This window comes from Brevundimonas sp. FV1ye29L, assembly GCF_058681095.1.
This window is the reverse complement of record NZ_CM178730.1, coordinates 354,130-371,121: the sequence shown is the minus strand read 5'-3', so window position 1 is coordinate 371,121 and position 16,992 is coordinate 354,130. Positions and strand designations below refer to the sequence as shown.

The window sequence follows — 16,992 nt, the reverse complement described above, 5'->3', positions numbered from 1 at the left end:
TCAGAAGCCCGCGTAGAGCAGACCCAGGCCGACCACGCCCACCGAGATCCGCCACCAGGCGAAGGGGGCGAAGCCGTTGCGGGACACGAAGTCGAGCAGCAGCCGCACCACCGCCAGGGCGGTCAGGAAGGCCGCGAGAAAGCCGATGGCGATCAGGCCCGCGTCGCTGAAATCCAGCTGGTTCCAGCTCTTGTACAGGTCATAGGCGACGGCGGCGCCCATGGTCGGCAGGGCGAGGAAGAAGCTGAACTCCGCCGCCGACCGCTTGTCCGTGCCCAGCAGCAGGCCGCCCGCGATCGTCGCGCCCGAGCGTGACACCCCGGGGATCATGGCCAGGCACTGGAACAGGCCGACAAGGAAGTAGACCCGCATCGGATAGAGATCCGCGTCCAGATAGACGGGAACCTTCTTCATCCGGTCCAGCCACAGCAGCAGCACCCCGCCGACGATCAGGGCGTAGCAGATGAGGGCGGGCGTCTCGAACAGCACGGTCTTGATGAAGCCATAGGCCAGAAAGCCGATGACCACAGCCGGGGCAAAGGCGACCATCAGACCGATCAGGAACCGTCGCGCCGCCGGGTCGAAGGGCCAGCGCGTCGCCAGGGTCCACAGGCGGCGGAAATAGACGCTGATGATGGCCAGCAGGGCGCCCAGCTGGATGACGATCTCGAACGTCTTGCCCGTGCTCTCGAAGCCGAGGAAATGGCCGAGCAGCAGCATATGGCCCGTGGAGGAGACCGGGATGAACTCGGTCAGACCCTCAACCAGCCCCAGGATGATCGCCGCCAGCCAGTCCGCCATGTCCGCTCCCCGTTCGATGCCGGCCCCTCCCTTAGCCAGCCCCGCCCGGATAGGCGAGCGTCGGACGGCGGGTTTCATTTGGCGATCGCGCGGCATTGGGCGAAAAGGCCCCGATGACCGCCCCCGTCGATCCCGTCCCTGTCGACCCCGTCCCTTCCCGGAACGCCCCGCCTGCAGGACCGGAGGAGACGCCGCCGCGCGTCGACGCCGCAAGGATCGCCCGGGACGTCACCCGGCTGTCGGTCGGCGCGGCCGTCCTGCTGATCGCCCTCAAGGCCTTCGCCTACGGCGCCTCGGGCTCGGTTTCGATCCTCGCCTCCCTGACCGATTCGGCGCTGGATCTGGCGGCGTCCCTGGCCACCTTCTATGCGGTGCGCTGGGCCGCCGCCCCGGCTGACGCCGACCATCGCTATGGTCGTGGCAAGGCCGAGGCCATGTCGGCCCTCGTCCAGTCCGGCCTGATCCTCGCCTCCGCCGTCTTCATCGGCTGGGAGGCCGTCCAGCGCGTGTTCGACCCCAGGCCGGTGGAGTCCGGCGGATGGGCCGTCGCGGTCATCCTGCTGTCAATCGTCATCACCGCCGGTCTGGTCCAGCTGCAGGGACGGGCCCTGAGACAGGCCCCGTCCCTCGCGGTCGAGGGCGACCGCAGTCACTACGCCGCCGATCTCGCCGCCAGTGTCGTGGTCCTGATCGGCGTTGTCTCGGGCGCCTGGCTGAAGGCGCCTGGGCTGGACGCCGCCGCCGGACTGGTGGTCGCCATCTGGTTGTTCTGGGGCGCCCTGGGTCTGGCGCGTCAGGCGGCGGACCAGCTTCTGGACCGCGCCGCGCCAGAGGCCGTCGGCGCCGCCGTGACCTCCGCTGTGCTGTCTGACCCGCGAATCAGCGGCCTGCACGCCCTGCGCACCCGCATGACCGGCGCGGCGACCCATATCCAGATGCACATCGACCTCGATCCGCGCCTGACCCTGGAAGAGGCGCATGCCATCGTCGTGGCGGCCGAGGCGCGCATCCACGCCGCCGTCCCCGGTGCGGACGTCATCATCCATCCGGACCCCCGCGAACGGATGATGGCGGTTCCGGCCTCGCCTGCCGACGTCGCCCCGGACGTCGCCGCAGACCCGGGATCCCCACCGATTCCGGGCGGTCCCTGGGGCTGAACCGGTTGAGGTAAACGCCGCCTTAAGAGGTTGGGCGCAGGAACGGCGGGATGTCCGGACCCGTGCTGTTTCACTTCCCGTTCGACCCCGCCTCGCGCACCGTGCGTCTGGCGCTGGGCGAAGCGCGGATCGAGGTCGAGGAGGCGGTCGTGCGCCCGTGGGAGCCCGACTGTCCCCTGATCGACCTGAACCCCTCGGCCATGCCCCCGGTGCTGCAGATCGAACAGGGCCGTCATCGCCTGACCCTGTGCGAGCTCTCCGCCATTCTCGGCTGGATCGAGGACCAGCAGAAATCGCCCCTGCTGCTGCCCGCCGACCCGGCCGAACGGGCCGAGACGCGGCGCCTGACGGCCTGGTTCGAGCGCCGCTTCAATGACGAGGTCAATGCCGTCCTGCTGCATGAACGGCTGGAGAAACCCCTGATGCGGCTGGGGCCGCCCGAGGCCCGGGCCCTGCGCGACGGCCGCGCGGCGCTGAAGGAGCATCTGCTGATGCTGGAGGGCCTGGCCGGATCGCGTGACCGACTGGCGGGCCGGCACCTGAGCCAGGCCGATCTGGTCGCCGCCGGCCATCTGTCGGTGCTGGACTATTTCGGCGAGATCGCCTGGGCGACCTGGCCGTCGCTCAAGGACTGGTATGTAAAGATCAAGTCGCGCCCCAGCTTCCGGCCCCTGCTGACCGACCGGTTCCAGGGTCTGGCCGCCGTCCCCCACTATGCGGATCTGGATTTCTGATTTCGCCGCGTCGCCCGGTGTGGGACACCCGCCTCCATGGCCGCTGATCCCCGCGACTTCATCCGCAAGACGGCCGCCGAACTCGGCTTCGACGTCTGCCGCTTCGCCTCGGCCTCGGAGCCGTGGAGCGCGGGCGAGCGGCTGGCCCATTTCGTTGAGGCCGGGCGGCATGGCGAGATGGGCTGGATGGAGACGACGCTGGAGCGCCGCGCCCATCCGACCGCCATGTGGCCGGGCGCCCGCACCGCCATCGTCCTGGGCCTCAACTATGGGCCCGACGGCGATCCCCTGCCGCAGCTGACCGACCGGTCGAACGGCTATATTTCGGTCTATGCGCGGGGCGACGACTATCACGAGGTCATCAAGGGTCGGCTGAAACAGCTGGCCGGTCAGGTCTCGGCCCGCCAGCAGGCGCGGGGCGTCGATCCCGAGGTCAAGGTCTTCGTCGACACAGCCCCCCTGATGGAAAAACCTCTGGCCCAGCGCGCGGGACTGGGCTGGCAGGGCAAACACACCAATCTGCTGAGCCGGACCGAGGGCAATTGGCTGTTCCTGGGGGTGATCCTGTCCGCCGCCGACTATGAGCCGGACGAGGCCGAGACCGAACACTGCGGCTCCTGCACCGCCTGTCTCGACGCCTGTCCGACGAAGGCCTTCCCCGCTCCGTTCCAGCTCGATGCGCGGCGGTGCCTGTCCTATCTGACGATCGAGTTCGCCGGGCCGTGGCCGGAGGAATTCCGGGTGGCGACCGGCTCGCGCATCTACGGCTGCGACGACTGTCTGGCGGTCTGTCCGTGGAACAAGTTCGCCGGGATGGCGCGCGAAATCCGTCTGGCCCCACGCCCGGCGCTGGAAAGCCCGCCGTTGGCCGAACTGGCGGCCCTGGACGACGCGGCCTTTCGCGCCCTGTTCTCGAAGAGCCCGATCAAGCGCATCGGCCGCGACCGGTTCATCCGAAACGTCCTCTACGCCATCGGCAACAGCGGGGATCCCGCGCTGGTCGGCAGCGCTCGTCGCCTGCTTGACGATCCGGCGCCCCTCGTGCGCGGGGCGGCGGTCTGGGCGTTGAAGAGGCTGGTGGCGGAGGGCGATTTCCGGGCCCTGTCCGCGCAAGGCATGGCCGGCGAAACCGACGCCTCCGTGATCGACGAATGGCGCGCCTCTGGGGCCAGGTGAGGCCGAACCGCCGTCAGCCGTTGGCCGAGCCCACGCCCCGGACCTCGCCGCCCGCCACCGGCAGCATGTCCAGAAGCCTGATGCGGAAGATCAACAGGGAATTGGGCGGGATCTCGCCCCCGTCCTGTTCGCCGTATCCGAGCGCCGGCGGCACATAGAGCAGCCATTCCTCGCCCACCTTCATCTTCTGCAAGGCCTCGGTCCAGCCGGGGACGACCTGTTCGGGCGTGGTGGCATAGGGCACGCCCTTCTGGAACGAGCTGTCGAACACCGTGCCGTCGATCAGGGCGCCCTCATAGTCCACACGCACCAGATCGTTGCGATCGGGACTGGGCGCGCCTGCGGGCGCCGCCGTCACCACCTTGTACTGCAGGCCCGACGGCAGGGTGACGACCCCGGCCTCCTTGCCGTTCTTCGCCAGGAATTCCTCGGCCGCCTTTGCATTGTCGGCCCGTTCGGTCGACGACGTCCCGGCGCCGCGGTTGCAGGCCGCGACCGCCAGAACGGCCATCGCCAGCGCGGCGACGACCGCAGATCTACCCCATGCGAAGCGCATAGCCCTTGTCCTTCAAAGCCTGTCCGATCTCGTCGGCGTGGGCGCTATCGCGTGTTTCGACCATGATGTCGAACTCGGCGCCCTTGGCCGGGACGTCGAGCGCCAGACGGTTGTGGACGACATCGATGATGTTGCCGCCCAGCCCCCCGATCACCGCCGCCATGGCCGACAACATGCCCGGCCGGTCGTCGCCGAGGATGCGATAGACGATCAGTCTCCGCTCCCGGACCATCTCGCGGTTCAGAACCACGGCCAGCATCCGGGCGTCGATATTGCCGCCGCACAGGACCAGTCCGACCTTGCGTCCGGCAAATCGCGCGGGGTGCCGGAGCAGGGCCGCCAGACCGCCCGCGCCGGCGCCCTCGGCCACCGTCTTCTCGCAGGTGGCGTACAGGGCGACCGCCTTTTCGAAATCCTCCTCGTCGCAGACCATGACATCCTCGACCAGGGGGTCGGCCAGGGCGAAGGTGATGTCGCCCACGGCCTTGATGGCGATGCCCTCGGCGATGGTCGCCCCGCCGCATTTCGGCGTGGCGCCGGCGCGCCGGGCCGAGAAGGACGGGTACATGGCCGCCTCGACGCCGAAGACTTGGATCTCCGGCTTCATGGCGCGGGCCGCGATGGCGCAGCCGGCGATCAGACCGCCGCCGCCGATGGGGATGATCAGACTGTCCAGCTGGGGCGCATCCTCCAGAAACTCGATGGCGCAGACGCCCTGGCCGGCGACGATGCCGGCGTCATCGAAGGCCGAGATGAAGATTGAGCCCTCTTCCCGCTCCAGCCGGCGCGCCTCTTCGGTCGACCCGGTGAAATCGGCGCCGTGGATGACGACCGTGGCGCCGTGACTGCGGGTGCCGTCGATCTTGGTGAAGGGCGTCCCCTCGGGCATCACGATGGTGACCGGCACCCCCAGGCGGCCGCCGTGATAGGCCAGGGCCTGGGCGTGATTGCCGGCCGAGGCCGCCACCACGCCGCGCCGTCGCTCTTCCGGGCTCAACAGCAGCAGGCGGTTCAGCGCCCCGCGCTCCTTGAAACTGCCGGTGAAATGCAGGTTGTCGTATTTCACCCAGACCTCGGCGCCGGTCAGTTGCGACAGGCGGCGGGAATGTCGCACCGGGGTACGGTCGACCTGACCCATGATGCGGGCGCGGGCCGCCTCGATATCGGCGAAGACGACAGTCATGCAAAACTCCTGGACCGGTCGGCCGATCTGACGTCGGCTGTTCTGGCGGTTGTGGCGCCCGCGCGTCGTCGCCGCAACGGGGACGGCGACACCCGGACGCGGGGCGCCCCGCCTTGACCTGTCACATCCCCGGCGTATGTCTCCCGGGGCCGGTCCGGGCACACGGATCGCACAGCTTCAAGGGAGGTCGTCATGTCCATTCGCTCCATCCTCGCTGTCGCCGCTCTCGCCGCGACCACCGCCGCCTGCGCCTCGGTCAACGCCCCGTCCTATGGCCCGCCGCCGTCTTCCGCCTACAGCGCCGAGGCGTTCGGCTGGTCGACCCTTCAGGGTCAGGCGGCCATCGACGGCCGCGTCGTCTTCCAGCGGGACGGCGTCGCCTATGGCTGCACCGGCTCCGTCGCCCTGACGCCCGACACCCCCTACACCCGCGCGCGGTTCCGCACCCTGTACGGCTCGATCGAGTCCGCCGCCCTGCCCGAGGCTGTGGTGCGGGCCCGCACCGTGGCCGACCCGAACGCCGACTATCGCGCCTATGTGCGCGCCGGCACCTGCACCGATAACCGGTTCATGCTCAACGGGCTGCCGGATGGCGGCTGGTTCATCATTGTTCCGGTCAGCGCCGGCGGCGAACGCATCGTGCTGATGCGACGCGTCGAGACGCGCGGCGGCCGGATGATCGCCGTCACCCTCTAGGGCGGCGGCCTCCCGCCGGGTCCGCGAACAGCGGCTGCCGGATCACGACTTCGTCGCCGAGCGCCGTTCGCCTTCTTTCGGCCTCACCGCCCCTGCCTGACAGGTTTCTGTCACAGTAGGGGAGGCGTCCTTGTCCCAGCATAATATCAGCGGCTCAGAGGCCTTCAAACGCGGACCCTTCGTCCTGATCCGAACCCTGCCGTCGGGCGGGCGCCGACGCAGACGGGCGCGTATGGTCGCGGCCTTCGCCGCCGGGGTCGCAGCCGCCACACTGGGCGCCTTCGCCGCCGCCTTCATCGCCTTTGGACCCGGGCTGGCCGGGGGGTGAGACCAGGCGGCAGGCCGCGACGGGTCGACGACCGCAGTCCGGGCGTCAGGCCAGCCAGACCATCATCCGCTTGGCCGCCCGCGCCCCGCGCGCATCGCTGAACGGCTGGCGCACCTCTCCGGTGTAGAGGAAGCCGGCCTTCTCCAGTACGCGGCCCGAGGCCGGGTTGTCGGCGAAATGGCCGGCGATCAGGGCCCGGCGCTTCCAGCGCTTGCCGGCCCAGACCAGGGCGCCTTCCAGCGCCTCGGTCGCGAAACCCCGGCCCCAGAACTCGCGGCCGATCCAGTAGCCGGTCTCGGGCGCCGGATCGCCGCTCTCATGCAGGCCGATGACCCCGACAGGGCCCAGATCCTCGTGCTCGATGACGAAGGCTGCGGCCCGGGTCGGATCCTGGGCCGCGACATGAATCACAAAGGCCTCGGCATCGGCCAGGCTGAACGGGTGCGGCATGCGCTGGGTCATGCGCGCCACCTCCAGATCGTTGGCGAGGGCGGCGATGCGGGGGATGTCCTGGGCTCCGGGCGAGCGCAGGATCAGACGCCGGGTCTCGATGACCGGCTGGGTTTCGATGATGCACATGGACGCGACCTCGTTCACGGGTCCGCCTCCTTGGAGGGCTCGGGCGGACTTCGAGGCGGGGAAACGCAAACGGGGAGCCTGGTGATCCAGACTCCCCGCGGAATATTTCCCTCGGTCCGGATCGGCTGCTTCCTGAAGGAGCAACACGACCGGGCGATGTCGGTCGTGTTACTCGGCGGCCATGGTTGCGGCCGGGGCCTGGGCGTCGTCATTGGCCGGGATGATCGACACGTAACAACGGCCGTTGGCTTTCTTGGCGAATTTCACCGAACCATGCTCAAGGGCAAAGAGGGTGTGGTCGCGGCCAAGGCCGACGTTTACGCCGGGGTGGAAGGTGGTGCCGCGCTGGCGCACCAGGATGTTGCCGGCCAGCACGCGCTCGCCGCCGAACTTCTTCACGCCAAGGCGTTTCGACTCGGAGTCGCGACCGTTACGCGACGAACCACCGGATTTCTTGTGAGCCATAACTCGCTCCTGTCTCTGTGCGTCTGGCCGGTCAGAACCGGTCCGTCGGCGTTTGTGTCGTCACGCCCGAAAGCGCAATGCCCGAAGGCGTGAATGGTCTCAGGCTTCGTCGCCGGCGGCTTCAGCCTTGGGCGCGGCCTTCTTCTTCGCCGGGGCCTTGGCGGGGGCCGAACCCTCAACCACCACGGCGTCGACGTGGGCGCCGTCGTGATCGACGACGACCGTCTCGGCGGTCACAGCGTTGCGGACGGCCAGGTTGCGGGCGCGCAGGTTGATCTCGGCCCTGGTGGTCAGGTCGACCGCGCCGTCCCATTTGGCGGACTCGCCGGCGCCTTCGATGCCGGTGATGCGCAGAACCGTTTCCTGCTGGCGGTGGCCGTTGGTGCGGCGGTAGCCCTGACGACGGGTCTTCTTGAAGATCTTGACCTTCTCACCCTTGCGGGTCTCGACCAGGGTCGCCGCGACGGTCGCGCCGTCGATCAGTGGGGCGCCCAGGGTCACGCCCTTGTCGCCGCCCAGCATCAGCACGTCGCCGAACGACACATTGGCGCCGGCGTCGCCCGCCAGTTTTTCCACGACGATCGTGTCGCCCGGTTGGACCCGGTACTGCTTGCCGCCGGTCTTGATCACCGCGTACATGTTGAAGCCTCGGCGTAAACGCAAAAAAGGAAGCGCCCGACGGGAGACCGGCGGGCGAAGAGCGGCGACATATACGGATGGGGCCGTCCGAGTCAACGCCGAAGGCAGCCGTGGCCTGAAATCACTCCGGTCTCTAGCCCGCATCGCCGCGCCCGTGCAAAAGAACAGACGAACCACTCGGAATCTACAATGAACACCACGACTGACAGGCAGATCGCGGCCGCGCGTCTGATCATCGCCCACGTGGCCGAACATTTTCGCGCGGATCTCAGTGTCCGGCTGTGGAACGGTGAGGTCCTGCCGCTCGGCCCCGATGCCCGCCAGGATATCCAGATCACGATCTCGGGCCCCGGAGTATTGCGGCGGCTGCTGCTCAAGCCGGGCATAATGACCCTGTTCGAACTTTGTGCGGCCGGTGATCTGGGCGTCGTTGGCGGCAGCCCGCTGGAAGCCGCCGACCGCTGGGATCACGGCAGGGCGATTCACCTGCCCAAACGCGTCGACAAGGTGTTTCTGGCCAGACAGGCCATCCCGTTCCTGTTCGGATCCAGCCGGGTCGCCCGCCCCTATGACGAGACGGCGGCATATGACGCCCGGGGCGAGGACGGCATCGGCGCCGGCTACAAGAGCCGCAAGGACAAGGATTTCATCTCGTTCCACTATGATGTCGGCAACGACTTCTATGCCCTCTTCCTCGATCCCGAGATGGTCTATTCCAGCGCCTATTACCTTGCGCCGGACAGCCGTCTGGAAGACGCCCAGACCGAGAAGCTGGACCGGATCTGCCGCAAGCTCAGGCTGAAGCCCGGCCAGAAGCTGCTGGATGTCGGCTGTGGCTGGGGCGGCCTGTCCTGCTGGGCGGCGAAACACTACGGCGTCACCGTCCATGGCGTGACCCTGTCGGAAGAGCAGCTGAAGTTCGCCCGCGAGAAGATCGAGCGCGAGGGCCTGTCGGACCAGATCACCCTTGAGCTCAAGGACTATCGCGATCTGGCCATGAGCGGCGAGTTCGACGCCATCTCCCAGGTCGAGATGTTCGAACATGTCGGGTTCGCCAACCATGACCGGCATTTTCTGGAGATGAAGCGGCTGCTGAAGCCGGGCGGCCTCTATTTCCACCAGGCGTCGGTGCGGCGCGGGACGTCGGACCACAACCAGATCGCACCGACGACCCAGTCCACGAAAACCATCGCCCGCTTCATCTTCCCGGGTGGCGAACTCGACACCATAGGCATGACGGTCACCAATCTGGGCCGGCTGGGCTTCGAGGTTCTGGACGTGGAAGATATGCGCGAGCATTTCCAGTTGACCACCCGGGAATGGTCAAGGCGCCTCTATGACCGTCTCCCCGAGGCCATCGCCCAGGTCGGGCCCGAGCGGGCCCAGTTGTGGCTGATCTTCTTTGCCCTCTGCGCCAAGGCCTTCGAGCGCGGCGCCGCACTGGTCTACCAGACCGTCGCCCAGAAGCGCCGCCCGGGGCCGAGCGGCCTGCCGCTGGACCGGGCATCGCTCTATCGCTGACGACAGGGGACAGCCGGCCATCCCTGCCGCAAAATCCTGCTCGACTGTTATAAAGTAACGCGCTATGGGGTCGGCGATGTCGCCGTCCGATCTCGATCAACCGGTTCTGCTGTCGCTTCTGGGCGGGGGCTTCGTGGCCGCCTTCCTGCATGCGGTCCTGCCGACCCACTGGCTGCCGTTTGTGCTGGTCGGGCGGGCGCAGGGCTGGGGCATGGGTCGGACCCTGGCCGCCGCCGCCGCCGCCGGGATCGCCCATATCGTCTCGACCGCCGCCGTCGGGGGGCTGATCGTGGCGGCGGGGCTGGCCCTGGAGCGCTGGGTCGAGGGCCTGTTGCCGCATCTGTCGGCGGTGCTGCTGTTCCTGTTCGGCGCCTTCTATCTGAGCCGGGCCCTGCTCAGACGCCCGGCCATGGCGGGTGGCCCGGATCTGGAGGTCCCCGAACCCCGGGTCTCGGATGCGGCGGCCTTCGGCGGGCTGGCGGCCATGATGGCCCTGTCGCCGGGGGAGGTTCTGTTGCCCCTCTATCTCTCGTCGGCCACCGAGGGCCTGCATGTCCTGGCCCTGCTGACCCTCGTCTTCGCCCTCGGCACCGTGGGCGGGATGGTGCTGCTGACCGCCGTGGCGCGGGCGGGCTTTTCCATCCTGCGACTGGAGCGCTGGGCGCGCTATGAAGGCGCGGTCCTTGGCGTCGCCCTGATCGCCCTCGGCCTGCTGGTCGTCACCCAGCAGCATTAGGTTATACATTTACATTCAAAGGTTTAGACCCGTCCCGATTTGACGGGGCGGCCGCCGGGGACTAAGGCGCGACATGGCCCACGACCACCCTGACCATGATCACGCGCACGACGACCATGATCACGGTCACGCGCATCCGCACGGGCGGGGCCATTCCCATGGCCATGCCGGCCACAGCCACGGGCCGGTAGACACGGGCGACTGGCGCTATCTGGTCGCCCTGCTCGTCAATCTGGGCTTCGTCGCCATCGAATTCGGCGCCGGCTGGTTCGCCCAGTCCACGGCCCTGATGGCCGACGCCGGGCACAACCTGTCCGACGTCTTTGGTCTGGCCATGGCCGGTTTCGCGACCTGGCTGGCGCGGCGCAGCACCGGCAGCCAGCGCACCTATGGCTATCGCAAGGCCACCGTTCTGGCGGCCCTGGCCAACGCCATCCTGCTGATCGTCGCCTGCGGCTGGATCGCCGCCGAGGCCGTACGCCGCCTCGCCGATCCGCCCCCCGTGGCCGAGGGCGTCGTCATGATCACGGCCGGCATCGGCTTCGTCATCAATCTGGGCACCGCCCTGCTGTTCCTGAAGGACCAGCACGCCGACCTCAATGTGCGCGGCGCCTATCTGCACATGATGGCGGATGCGGGCGTGTCGATCGGCGTGGTCATCGCCGGGGCCGTGGTCCTGTTCACCGGCTGGACCGTGATCGACCCGCTGGTCAGCCTGGTGATCGTCGCCGTGATCCTGATAGGCACCTGGGGCCTGTTGCGCGATTCCGTCGATCTGGCGCTGGACGCGGCCCCGCGCGGGGTCGAGGTCGAGGCGATCAAGGCCGCCTTGCTTGGCCTGCCCGGCGTCACGGCCCTGCATGACCTGCACGTCTGGGGCCTGTCCACCACCGAGACCGCCCTGACCGCCCATCTGGTCCACGACCGCGCGGACGCCGACGCCCTGCTGGCCGAGGCGCAGGGACTGGCCCGCACCCGATTTTCCATCCGCCACACGACCTTGCAGCTCGAATCCGGCGTGGCGCTCGACTGCGCGGACTGCTGACGGGGGTATCGAGTGAAGAGTGCTGGTGAGTCGTGAGCAGGACCGCTGTGAGCCGCATCCGCCTCTACTCACGACTCACCAGCACTCTTCACTGACCGATCACCGCCGCCCCGACTGGCGCACGGCCCGCCTCGCCCCTAAGTGTGCGCCATGACCGACATCGTCTCTTCCAAGATCCCCGTCACCGTCCTCACCGGCTATCTCGGCGCCGGCAAGACGACCCTGCTGAACCGGATCCTCACCGAGGATCACGGCAAGCGCTATGCCGTCATCGTCAACGAGTTCGGCGAGATCGGCATCGACAACGATCTGGTGGTGGGCGCCGACGAGGACGTGTTCGAGATGAACAACGGTTGCGTCTGCTGCACGGTGCGCGGCGATCTGATCCGCGTCGTCGCCGGCCTGATGAAACGGCAACGCCCGGGCAAGCCCGCCTTCGACGCCATCATCGTCGAGACGACGGGTCTCGCCGACCCCGGCCCGGTGGCCCAGACCTTCTTCGTCGACGAGGACGTCAAGGCGAAGACGCAGCTGGACAGCGTCACGGCCCTGGTCGACGCCAGACACGTCATGGCCCGGCTGGACGACTCGAAGGAGGCCCGCGAACAGGTGGCCTTCGCCGACCGCATCATCCTGAACAAGATCGATCTGGCCACGCCGGAGGAGCTGGCGGAGGTCGAGCGCCGGCTGCGCAAGCTCAATCCGCTGGCCCCCATTACCCGGGCCGAACGCGCCAATGTCCCGCTGGATCAGGTGCTGGGTCTGGGCGGTTTCGATCTGGAGCGGATTCTCGACATCAACCCGCAGTTCGCCAACCCGGCGCACGGCGACGAAGGCCACGTCCACGACGAACACTGCGGCCACGACCATAACGACCATGCGCACGATCACGACCATGACCATGCGCATGACCATCATGATCACGCCCATGGCGCGCGCGGCCATGCCCACCAGGATGACATCAAGGGCGTCTCCCTGTCCCTGGACCGGCCGATGGACGGGGCGAAATTCACTGCATGGCTCGACCGTCTGCTGGGCGAGCAGGGCCAGAACATCCTCCGCGCCAAGGGGATTATCGACGTCCAGGGCGAGGACCGCCGTCTGGTCTTCCAGGCCGTGCACATGATCCTGGAAGGCGACCTGCAACGCGAATGGGGCGCCATCGAGCGCCGCTGGAGCCGCGCCGTCTTCATCGGCCGCGACCTCGACGAGGCCGCCCTGAAGGCCGGGTTCGAGGCCTGCGCGGCTTGAACCCGCCGCCCGCCCCCTCACGCCTCGCCGTCCTTCGCTACAACAGCGCCGATTTCGAGGTGCTGAAATCCGGCGACCACGTGTTGTGCGCCGTTACAGGCCGGCCGATTCCGCTGGAAGCGCTGAACTACTGGAGCGTGGAGCTTCAGGAGGCCTATGTGTCGGCCGCCCCCATGACACAGCGGTGGCTGGAGACCCGATGAAGACCTTTGATTTCGATGCCCAGGCGACGGCCGCCCTGTTCGACGCCGACGGCGCGGTCTTCGCCCTCGGCGACGGCTCGGTGCGTTTCGAGGACGGTCACTATACCGAGGTTCATGACGGCGCCGTCCTGTGCGCGGCCCTGCATCCTTCCGGCCAGGGCGTCGTGACCGGCGGCGACGACGGGCAGGTCGTCTGGAGCCGCAAGGGCGAGGCGGGTCTGCTGGCCCGTTCCGCCAAAGCTCAGTGGATCGACGCCATCGACGCCTCGCCGGAATCGAAGCTGATCGCCTTCTCCGCCGGCAAGACCCTGTCGGTCATCGACGCCACGGACGTCGCTTTCCGCCGCGATTTTGAGCACGAACGCACGGTCTCCGGCGTGGCTTTCGACCCCAAGGGTCGGCGGATCGCCTGTTCGACCTATGGCGGGGCGGCCCTCTGGTATGCCCGCATCGCCCAGCAGAAGCCGGTCGTGCTGAAATGGGCCGGCTCCCACACCGGCATCGCCTTCTCGCCCGACGGCGCCTTCGTCGTCTCCACGATGCAGGACAGCCAGTTGCACGGCTGGCGACTGAAAGACGCCAAGGACATGCGGATGGGCGGCTATCCGTCCAAGATCCGGTCGCTGGCCTTCCTGTCGGGCGGCCAGCTGATGGCGACCTCGGGCGCCCAGGGCGCGGTGCTCTGGCCCTTCATCGGGGCCAATGGGCCAATGGGCCGCGAGGCCACGGAAATCGGCTATGACGAGAACGCCCTGGTCAATCTGGTCGCCGCCCGGGTGACGCACGGGCGTCTGGCGGCGGGCCTGACCGACGGCCGTGTCTGGGTCGCCGACCCGGCGGGCCAGGGGCTGAACTTCGTCAAGGCCGAACGCGGCCCGTCCATCGTCGCCCTGGCCCTGTCGCCTGACGCCACACGCGTCGCCTGGGCCGACGAGGACGGCGCGGCGGGCGTAGCGGAAGTTTAACAGCCCTGCCCTAGGCTCGCCCCCACCGTTTACGGGAGCGCGCCGGGCGCATGGGCAAATATCGCAATGACTCGCCGGGCGGGAACGTCGGCTATGGATGTCTGATGGCGGCGATCCTATTGGTCGTTCCCGCCGCCAGCTTCGTCGTGATCTTCCTGTGGAACGTGAACGCCCCCCATTGACCGCCTCTCCCAGGACGCCCGGCAAGGCCCGGCGTTGGCGGCCCCTGCTGTGGCTGCTGTTGATCGTGGCTCTGATCCCGCCCGCAGGGGTGCTGATCCACGCGGTAATCCCGCCGCCCGTGACCATCCTGATGCTTCAACGGGCCGCCGCCGGGGACGGGCTCGACTACCGGTGGCGTGGGCTGAACGACATGTCGCCCAACCTCGTCCATGCGGCCATCGCCTCGGAGGACGCGCGCTTCTGTTCCCACAGCGGCTTCGACATGGAAGCGATCCAGAAGGCGCTGGATCACAACGACGGCGGCGGACGCCTGCGCGGCGGATCGACCATCAGCCAGCAGACCGCCAAGAATGTCTTCCTCTGGCCGGGCCGCAGCTGGCTGAGAAAGGGGCTGGAGGCCGGCTATACCGTCCTGATCGAGACCGTCTGGTCCAAACGCCGGATCATGGAAGTCTATCTCAACGTCGCCGAGATGGGGCCGGGCGTCTACGGCGCCGAGGCCGGGGCGCGCCACTGGTTCGGCGTCTCCGCCCGCGACCTGACCCCGCAACAGGCGGCCCGGCTCATCGCCATCCTGCCCAGCCCGCGCCGCTACAAGGCCGCCCCGCCCGGCCCCTACGTCCGCCGTCGCGCCGCCCGGGTCCAGGCCAACGCCCGTATCGTCAGGAATGACGGCCTGGCCAGCTGCGTCGTCGGCTGAGGGCATCCACCGAACGGCGGCGCTTGACGCAAGCTGCCGCCTGACCTCCCATGCCTCCCTGTCCGGAGCATTCCCATGAAGCGTCATCTGTTGTCCGCCGTCGCCGTCTGGGCACTCGGCCTGTCCCTGACCGGCTGCCTGGGGAATGGATACTTCGACACGCGGTCGACAGGCGGGTCTGCTGATGCGTCGGCCGGAGCCGCCTATGCGCCGACGGGCGCCCCGCCTCCCGCCCGATATCAGGCCGGCCCCTTCACGGCAGATGCGCTGCGAACCCGCGCATCGGGCGCCGCCCTGACGGCCGAAGACGCCGCCGCCTTCATCGCGTCGGCCGAGACCACCATGACCGAACTTCTGGAGCGGGCCGCCCGCATCCAGTGGACGCGGGCCACCAACATCACCTTTGACACCATGTGGCTGGAATCGAAGGTCAACGCCGAGTTCACCGAGACCCAGGTCCGGCTGGCCAACCAGGCCGCCGCCTTCAATGAGGTCGAGGTCCCCGACGACGTGCGGCGCAAGCTGAACCTGCTGAAGCTGGCGATCGTCCTGCCGGCCCCGACGCGTGCGGGCGCCGCGACCGAGCTGGCCGACATCACCACCCGGCTGGACTCGACCTATGCCACCGGCAAGTTCGAGTTCAAGGGCAGGACGATCACCCTGGACGAGGCCAGTATCCTGATCGCCGGAAGCCGGGATCCGGCCGAGACCCGGGCCCTCTATGAGGGCTGGCGAACCATATCTCCGGTGATGAAGGGCGACTACGCCCGCATGGTCGAGATCGCCAACGAGGGCAGCCGCGACCTGGGTTTCGCCGACACCGGCGCCCTGTGGCGGTCAGGCTATGACATGGCGCCGGGCGCCTTCGCCGCCGAGACGGACCGGCTGTGGGCCCAGGTGAAGCCCTTCTACGAGAACCTGCACTGCTACGTCCGCGCCCGGCTGAACGAGGCATACGGCGACGCGGTCCAGCCCGCGACCGGCCCGATCCGCGCCGACCTGCTGGGCAATATGTGGTCCCAGCAGTGGGGCAATATCTATGACGTTGTGGCGCCCAGGACCGGCGGGACGTCCAGCTACGACCTGACCGACCTCCTGACCACGGCCGGATATGACGCCACCCGGATGGTGAAGACCGGAGAGGGCTTCTACACCTCCCTCGGTATCGCCCCCCTGCCCGAGACCTTCTGGGAACGGTCGCAGATCACCCGTCCGCGCGACCGCGAGGTCGTTTGCCACGCCTCGGCCTGGGACATCGACAATCTGGACGACATCCGCATCAAGATGTGCACCCAGGTGAACGGCGACGACTTCTACACCGTGCACCACGAACTGGGGCACAATGTCTATCAGCGGGCCTACAAGGCCCAGCCGATCCTGTTCCGCAACGGGGCCAACGACGGCTTCCACGAGGCGATCGGCGACTTCGTCGGCCTGTCGGCCCTGACGCCGACGTATCTGAACCAGATCGGCCTGCTGAAGTCCGTACCGGGCGAGGCCGAGGACATCCCGTTCCTGCTCAAGATGGCGCTGGACAAGATCGCCTTCCTGCCCTTTGGCCTGATGGTCGATCGCTGGCGCTGGGATGTGTTCAGCGGCAAAACCGCCCCGGACCAGTACAACGCCGCCTGGACGGCCGACATGCTGAACTATCAGGGTCTGGTCCCGCCCGGACCGCGGCCGGCCGGGGCCTTCGACCCCGGAGCCAAATACCATGTCCCGGGAAACACGCCCTACACCCGCTATTTCCTCGCCCATATCTACCAGTTCCAGTTTCAGCGCGCGGCCTGCAAACAGGCGGGCTGGACCGGCCCCCTGCACCGGTGCTCGGTCTACGGAAACACCGAGGTCGGCGCGCGCTTCAACGCCATGCTGGAGATGGGCCAGTCCCGGCCCTGGCCTGAGGCCATGCAGGCCTTCACCGGCGAGAGCGGCAATGACGCCTCGGCCGTCGCCGACTATTTCGCGCCCCTGGACGCCTGGCTGACGGAGCAGAACCGCGGCAAACCCTGCGGCTGGTCTGCCGGCTGAGGTCGATGCGTCAACCGGGGCTTAACCATGCCCCTTGGACCTT

Annotated in this window: 20 protein-coding genes; 14 read left to right on the top strand and 6 right to left on the bottom strand. The window is 68.2% G+C overall.

Annotation, left to right across the window (positions count from 1 at the left end; genetic code table 11):
• Positions 1–801, bottom strand: a complete 801-nt coding sequence (locus ACW17W_RS01850) for an undecaprenyl-diphosphate phosphatase (protein ID WP_492078799.1) — start codon at positions 799–801, stop codon at positions 1–3.
• A gap of 113 nt (positions 802–914) precedes the next feature.
• Between ACW17W_RS01850 and ACW17W_RS01845 the strand changes: the two genes are divergently transcribed.
• From ACW17W_RS01845 to queG, 3 genes are read left to right on the top strand one after another with little or no spacing between them, the layout of a single operon-like run.
• Positions 915–1,958 (top strand): cation diffusion facilitator family transporter, encoded by a 1,044-nt coding sequence (locus ACW17W_RS01845; protein ID WP_492078797.1) that lies wholly within the window; start codon positions 915–917, stop codon positions 1,956–1,958.
• Between the two features lie 50 nt (positions 1,959–2,008).
• Positions 2,009–2,692 carry an FtsZ-binding protein FzlA gene (gene fzlA / locus ACW17W_RS01840; protein ID WP_492078795.1) on the top strand — a complete coding sequence of 228 codons (684 nt, stop codon included), beginning with the start codon at positions 2,009–2,011 and terminating at the stop codon, positions 2,690–2,692.
• A gap of 36 nt (positions 2,693–2,728) precedes the next feature.
• Positions 2,729–3,868 carry a tRNA epoxyqueuosine(34) reductase QueG gene (queG, locus tag ACW17W_RS01835; protein WP_492078793.1) on the top strand — a complete coding sequence of 380 codons (1,140 nt, stop codon included), beginning with the start codon at positions 2,729–2,731 and terminating at the stop codon, positions 3,866–3,868.
• A 13-nt stretch (positions 3,869–3,881) separates the two neighbouring features.
• On the opposite strand, the gene bamJ is transcribed toward queG, so the two are convergent.
• Complete coding sequence (gene bamJ, locus ACW17W_RS01830; protein ID WP_492078791.1) at positions 3,882–4,424, bottom strand: BamJ family beta-barrel-assembly machinery protein; 543 nt, start codon at positions 4,422–4,424, stop codon at positions 3,882–3,884.
• Positions 4,405–5,607: a threonine ammonia-lyase gene (locus ACW17W_RS01825; RefSeq protein WP_492078789.1), complete on the bottom strand. Its 1,203-nt coding sequence runs from the start codon at positions 5,605–5,607 to the stop codon at positions 4,405–4,407. The genes bamJ and ACW17W_RS01825 overlap by 20 nt, the downstream gene beginning before the upstream one ends.
• A gap of 192 nt (positions 5,608–5,799) precedes the next feature.
• Here ACW17W_RS01825 and ACW17W_RS01820 point away from each other — a divergent pair, with 192 nt between their 5' ends.
• Together ACW17W_RS01820 and ACW17W_RS01815 are read left to right on the top strand one after the other, a co-directional pair.
• On the top strand, positions 5,800–6,303 hold the full coding sequence (locus ACW17W_RS01820) for a hypothetical protein (RefSeq protein ID WP_492078787.1): 504 nt from the start codon (positions 5,800–5,802) through the stop codon (positions 6,301–6,303).
• 130 nt (positions 6,304–6,433) lie between these two features.
• On the top strand, positions 6,434–6,631 hold the full coding sequence (locus tag ACW17W_RS01815) for a hypothetical protein (RefSeq protein ID WP_492078785.1): 198 nt from the start codon (positions 6,434–6,436) through the stop codon (positions 6,629–6,631).
• Between the two features lie 45 nt (positions 6,632–6,676).
• Here ACW17W_RS01815 and ACW17W_RS01810 read toward each other — a convergent pair whose 3' ends face one another.
• The 3 genes from ACW17W_RS01810 to rplU form a co-directional block, all read right to left on the bottom strand.
• Positions 6,677–7,210 (bottom strand): GNAT family N-acetyltransferase, encoded by a 534-nt coding sequence (locus tag ACW17W_RS01810; RefSeq protein ID WP_492080360.1) that lies wholly within the window; start codon positions 7,208–7,210, stop codon positions 6,677–6,679.
• Positions 7,211–7,378: 168 nt separating this feature from the next.
• Positions 7,379–7,675, bottom strand: a complete 297-nt coding sequence (gene rpmA, locus ACW17W_RS01805) for a 50S ribosomal protein L27 (RefSeq protein ID WP_492078783.1) — start codon at positions 7,673–7,675, stop codon at positions 7,379–7,381.
• A gap of 99 nt (positions 7,676–7,774) precedes the next feature.
• Positions 7,775–8,314, bottom strand: a complete 540-nt coding sequence (gene rplU, locus ACW17W_RS01800) for a 50S ribosomal protein L21 (protein WP_492078781.1) — start codon at positions 8,312–8,314, stop codon at positions 7,775–7,777.
• A gap of 189 nt (positions 8,315–8,503) precedes the next feature.
• Here rplU and ACW17W_RS01795 point away from each other — a divergent pair, with 189 nt between their 5' ends.
• The 9 genes from ACW17W_RS01795 (at position 8,504) to ACW17W_RS01755 (ending at position 16,949) form a co-directional block, all read left to right on the top strand.
• The gene (locus ACW17W_RS01795) at positions 8,504–9,835 is read left to right on the top strand and encodes a class I SAM-dependent methyltransferase (protein ID WP_492078780.1); all 1,332 of its coding nucleotides are present in this window, start codon (positions 8,504–8,506) and stop codon (positions 9,833–9,835) included.
• Between the two features lie 76 nt (positions 9,836–9,911).
• On the top strand, positions 9,912–10,571 hold the full coding sequence (locus ACW17W_RS01790) for a hypothetical protein (protein WP_492078778.1): 660 nt from the start codon (positions 9,912–9,914) through the stop codon (positions 10,569–10,571).
• Positions 10,572–10,644: 73 nt separating this feature from the next.
• Positions 10,645–11,616, top strand: coding sequence for a cation diffusion facilitator family transporter (locus tag ACW17W_RS01785; RefSeq protein WP_492078776.1), 972 nt, complete (start codon positions 10,645–10,647; stop codon positions 11,614–11,616).
• Positions 11,617–11,766: 150 nt separating this feature from the next.
• Positions 11,767–12,867: a CobW family GTP-binding protein gene (locus ACW17W_RS01780; protein ID WP_492078774.1), complete on the top strand. Its 1,101-nt coding sequence runs from the start codon at positions 11,767–11,769 to the stop codon at positions 12,865–12,867.
• Entirely contained in the window at positions 12,864–13,070 is a 207-nt protein-coding gene (locus tag ACW17W_RS01775; RefSeq protein ID WP_492078772.1) for a DUF2093 domain-containing protein, read from the top strand. The genes ACW17W_RS01780 and ACW17W_RS01775 overlap by 4 nt, the downstream gene beginning before the upstream one ends.
• A complete protein-coding gene (locus tag ACW17W_RS01770; protein WP_492078770.1) occupies positions 13,067–14,035 on the top strand; it encodes a WD40 repeat domain-containing protein in 969 nt (322 codons plus the stop codon). The genes ACW17W_RS01775 and ACW17W_RS01770 overlap by 4 nt, the downstream gene beginning before the upstream one ends.
• Before the next feature lie 50 nt (positions 14,036–14,085).
• The gene (locus ACW17W_RS01765; RefSeq protein ID WP_492078768.1) at positions 14,086–14,217 is read left to right on the top strand and encodes a hypothetical protein; all 132 of its coding nucleotides are present in this window, start codon (positions 14,086–14,088) and stop codon (positions 14,215–14,217) included.
• Positions 14,214–14,918, top strand: a complete 705-nt coding sequence (gene mtgA / locus ACW17W_RS01760) for a monofunctional biosynthetic peptidoglycan transglycosylase (protein WP_492078766.1) — start codon at positions 14,214–14,216, stop codon at positions 14,916–14,918. The genes ACW17W_RS01765 and mtgA overlap by 4 nt, the downstream gene beginning before the upstream one ends.
• Positions 14,919–14,993: 75 nt before the next feature.
• Positions 14,994–16,949 carry a M2 family metallopeptidase gene (locus ACW17W_RS01755; RefSeq protein ID WP_492078764.1) on the top strand — a complete coding sequence of 652 codons (1,956 nt, stop codon included), beginning with the start codon at positions 14,994–14,996 and terminating at the stop codon, positions 16,947–16,949.
• The last annotated feature ends 43 nt before the right edge of the window (positions 16,950–16,992 follow it).

Bases quoted from the DNA above. Each gene is read 5' to 3' on its own strand.
- rpmA (WP_492078783.1), bottom strand. From the start codon at position 7,675: ATGGCTCACAAGAAATCCGGTGGTTCGTCGCGTAACGGTCGCGACTCC.
- ACW17W_RS01785 (WP_492078776.1), top strand. From the start codon at position 10,645: ATGGCCCACGACCACCCTGACCATGATCACGCGCACGACGACCATGAT.
- ACW17W_RS01780 (WP_492078774.1), top strand. From the start codon at position 11,767: ATGACCGACATCGTCTCTTCCAAGATCCCCGTCACCGTCCTCACCGGC.
- ACW17W_RS01825 (WP_492078789.1), bottom strand. From the start codon at position 5,607: ATGACTGTCGTCTTCGCCGATATCGAGGCGGCCCGCGCCCGCATCATG.
- ACW17W_RS01810 (WP_492080360.1), bottom strand. From the start codon at position 7,210: ATGTGCATCATCGAAACCCAGCCGGTCATCGAGACCCGGCGTCTGATC.
- ACW17W_RS01770 (WP_492078770.1), top strand. From the start codon at position 13,067: ATGAAGACCTTTGATTTCGATGCCCAGGCGACGGCCGCCCTGTTCGAC.
- ACW17W_RS01790 (WP_492078778.1), top strand. From the start codon at position 9,912: ATGTCGCCGTCCGATCTCGATCAACCGGTTCTGCTGTCGCTTCTGGGC.
- queG (WP_492078793.1), top strand. From the start codon at position 2,729: ATGGCCGCTGATCCCCGCGACTTCATCCGCAAGACGGCCGCCGAACTC.
- ACW17W_RS01820 (WP_492078787.1), top strand. From the start codon at position 5,800: ATGTCCATTCGCTCCATCCTCGCTGTCGCCGCTCTCGCCGCGACCACC.
- ACW17W_RS01755 (WP_492078764.1), top strand. From the start codon at position 14,994: ATGAAGCGTCATCTGTTGTCCGCCGTCGCCGTCTGGGCACTCGGCCTG.
- rplU (WP_492078781.1), bottom strand. From the start codon at position 8,314: ATGTACGCGGTGATCAAGACCGGCGGCAAGCAGTACCGGGTCCAACCG.
- ACW17W_RS01765 (WP_492078768.1), top strand. From the start codon at position 14,086: ATGGGCAAATATCGCAATGACTCGCCGGGCGGGAACGTCGGCTATGGA.
- bamJ (WP_492078791.1), bottom strand. From the start codon at position 4,424: ATGCGCTTCGCATGGGGTAGATCTGCGGTCGTCGCCGCGCTGGCGATG.
- ACW17W_RS01850 (WP_492078799.1), bottom strand. From the start codon at position 801: ATGGCGGACTGGCTGGCGGCGATCATCCTGGGGCTGGTTGAGGGTCTG.
- fzlA (WP_492078795.1), top strand. From the start codon at position 2,009: ATGTCCGGACCCGTGCTGTTTCACTTCCCGTTCGACCCCGCCTCGCGC.
- ACW17W_RS01795 (WP_492078780.1), top strand. From the start codon at position 8,504: ATGAACACCACGACTGACAGGCAGATCGCGGCCGCGCGTCTGATCATC.
- ACW17W_RS01845 (WP_492078797.1), top strand. From the start codon at position 915: ATGACCGCCCCCGTCGATCCCGTCCCTGTCGACCCCGTCCCTTCCCGG.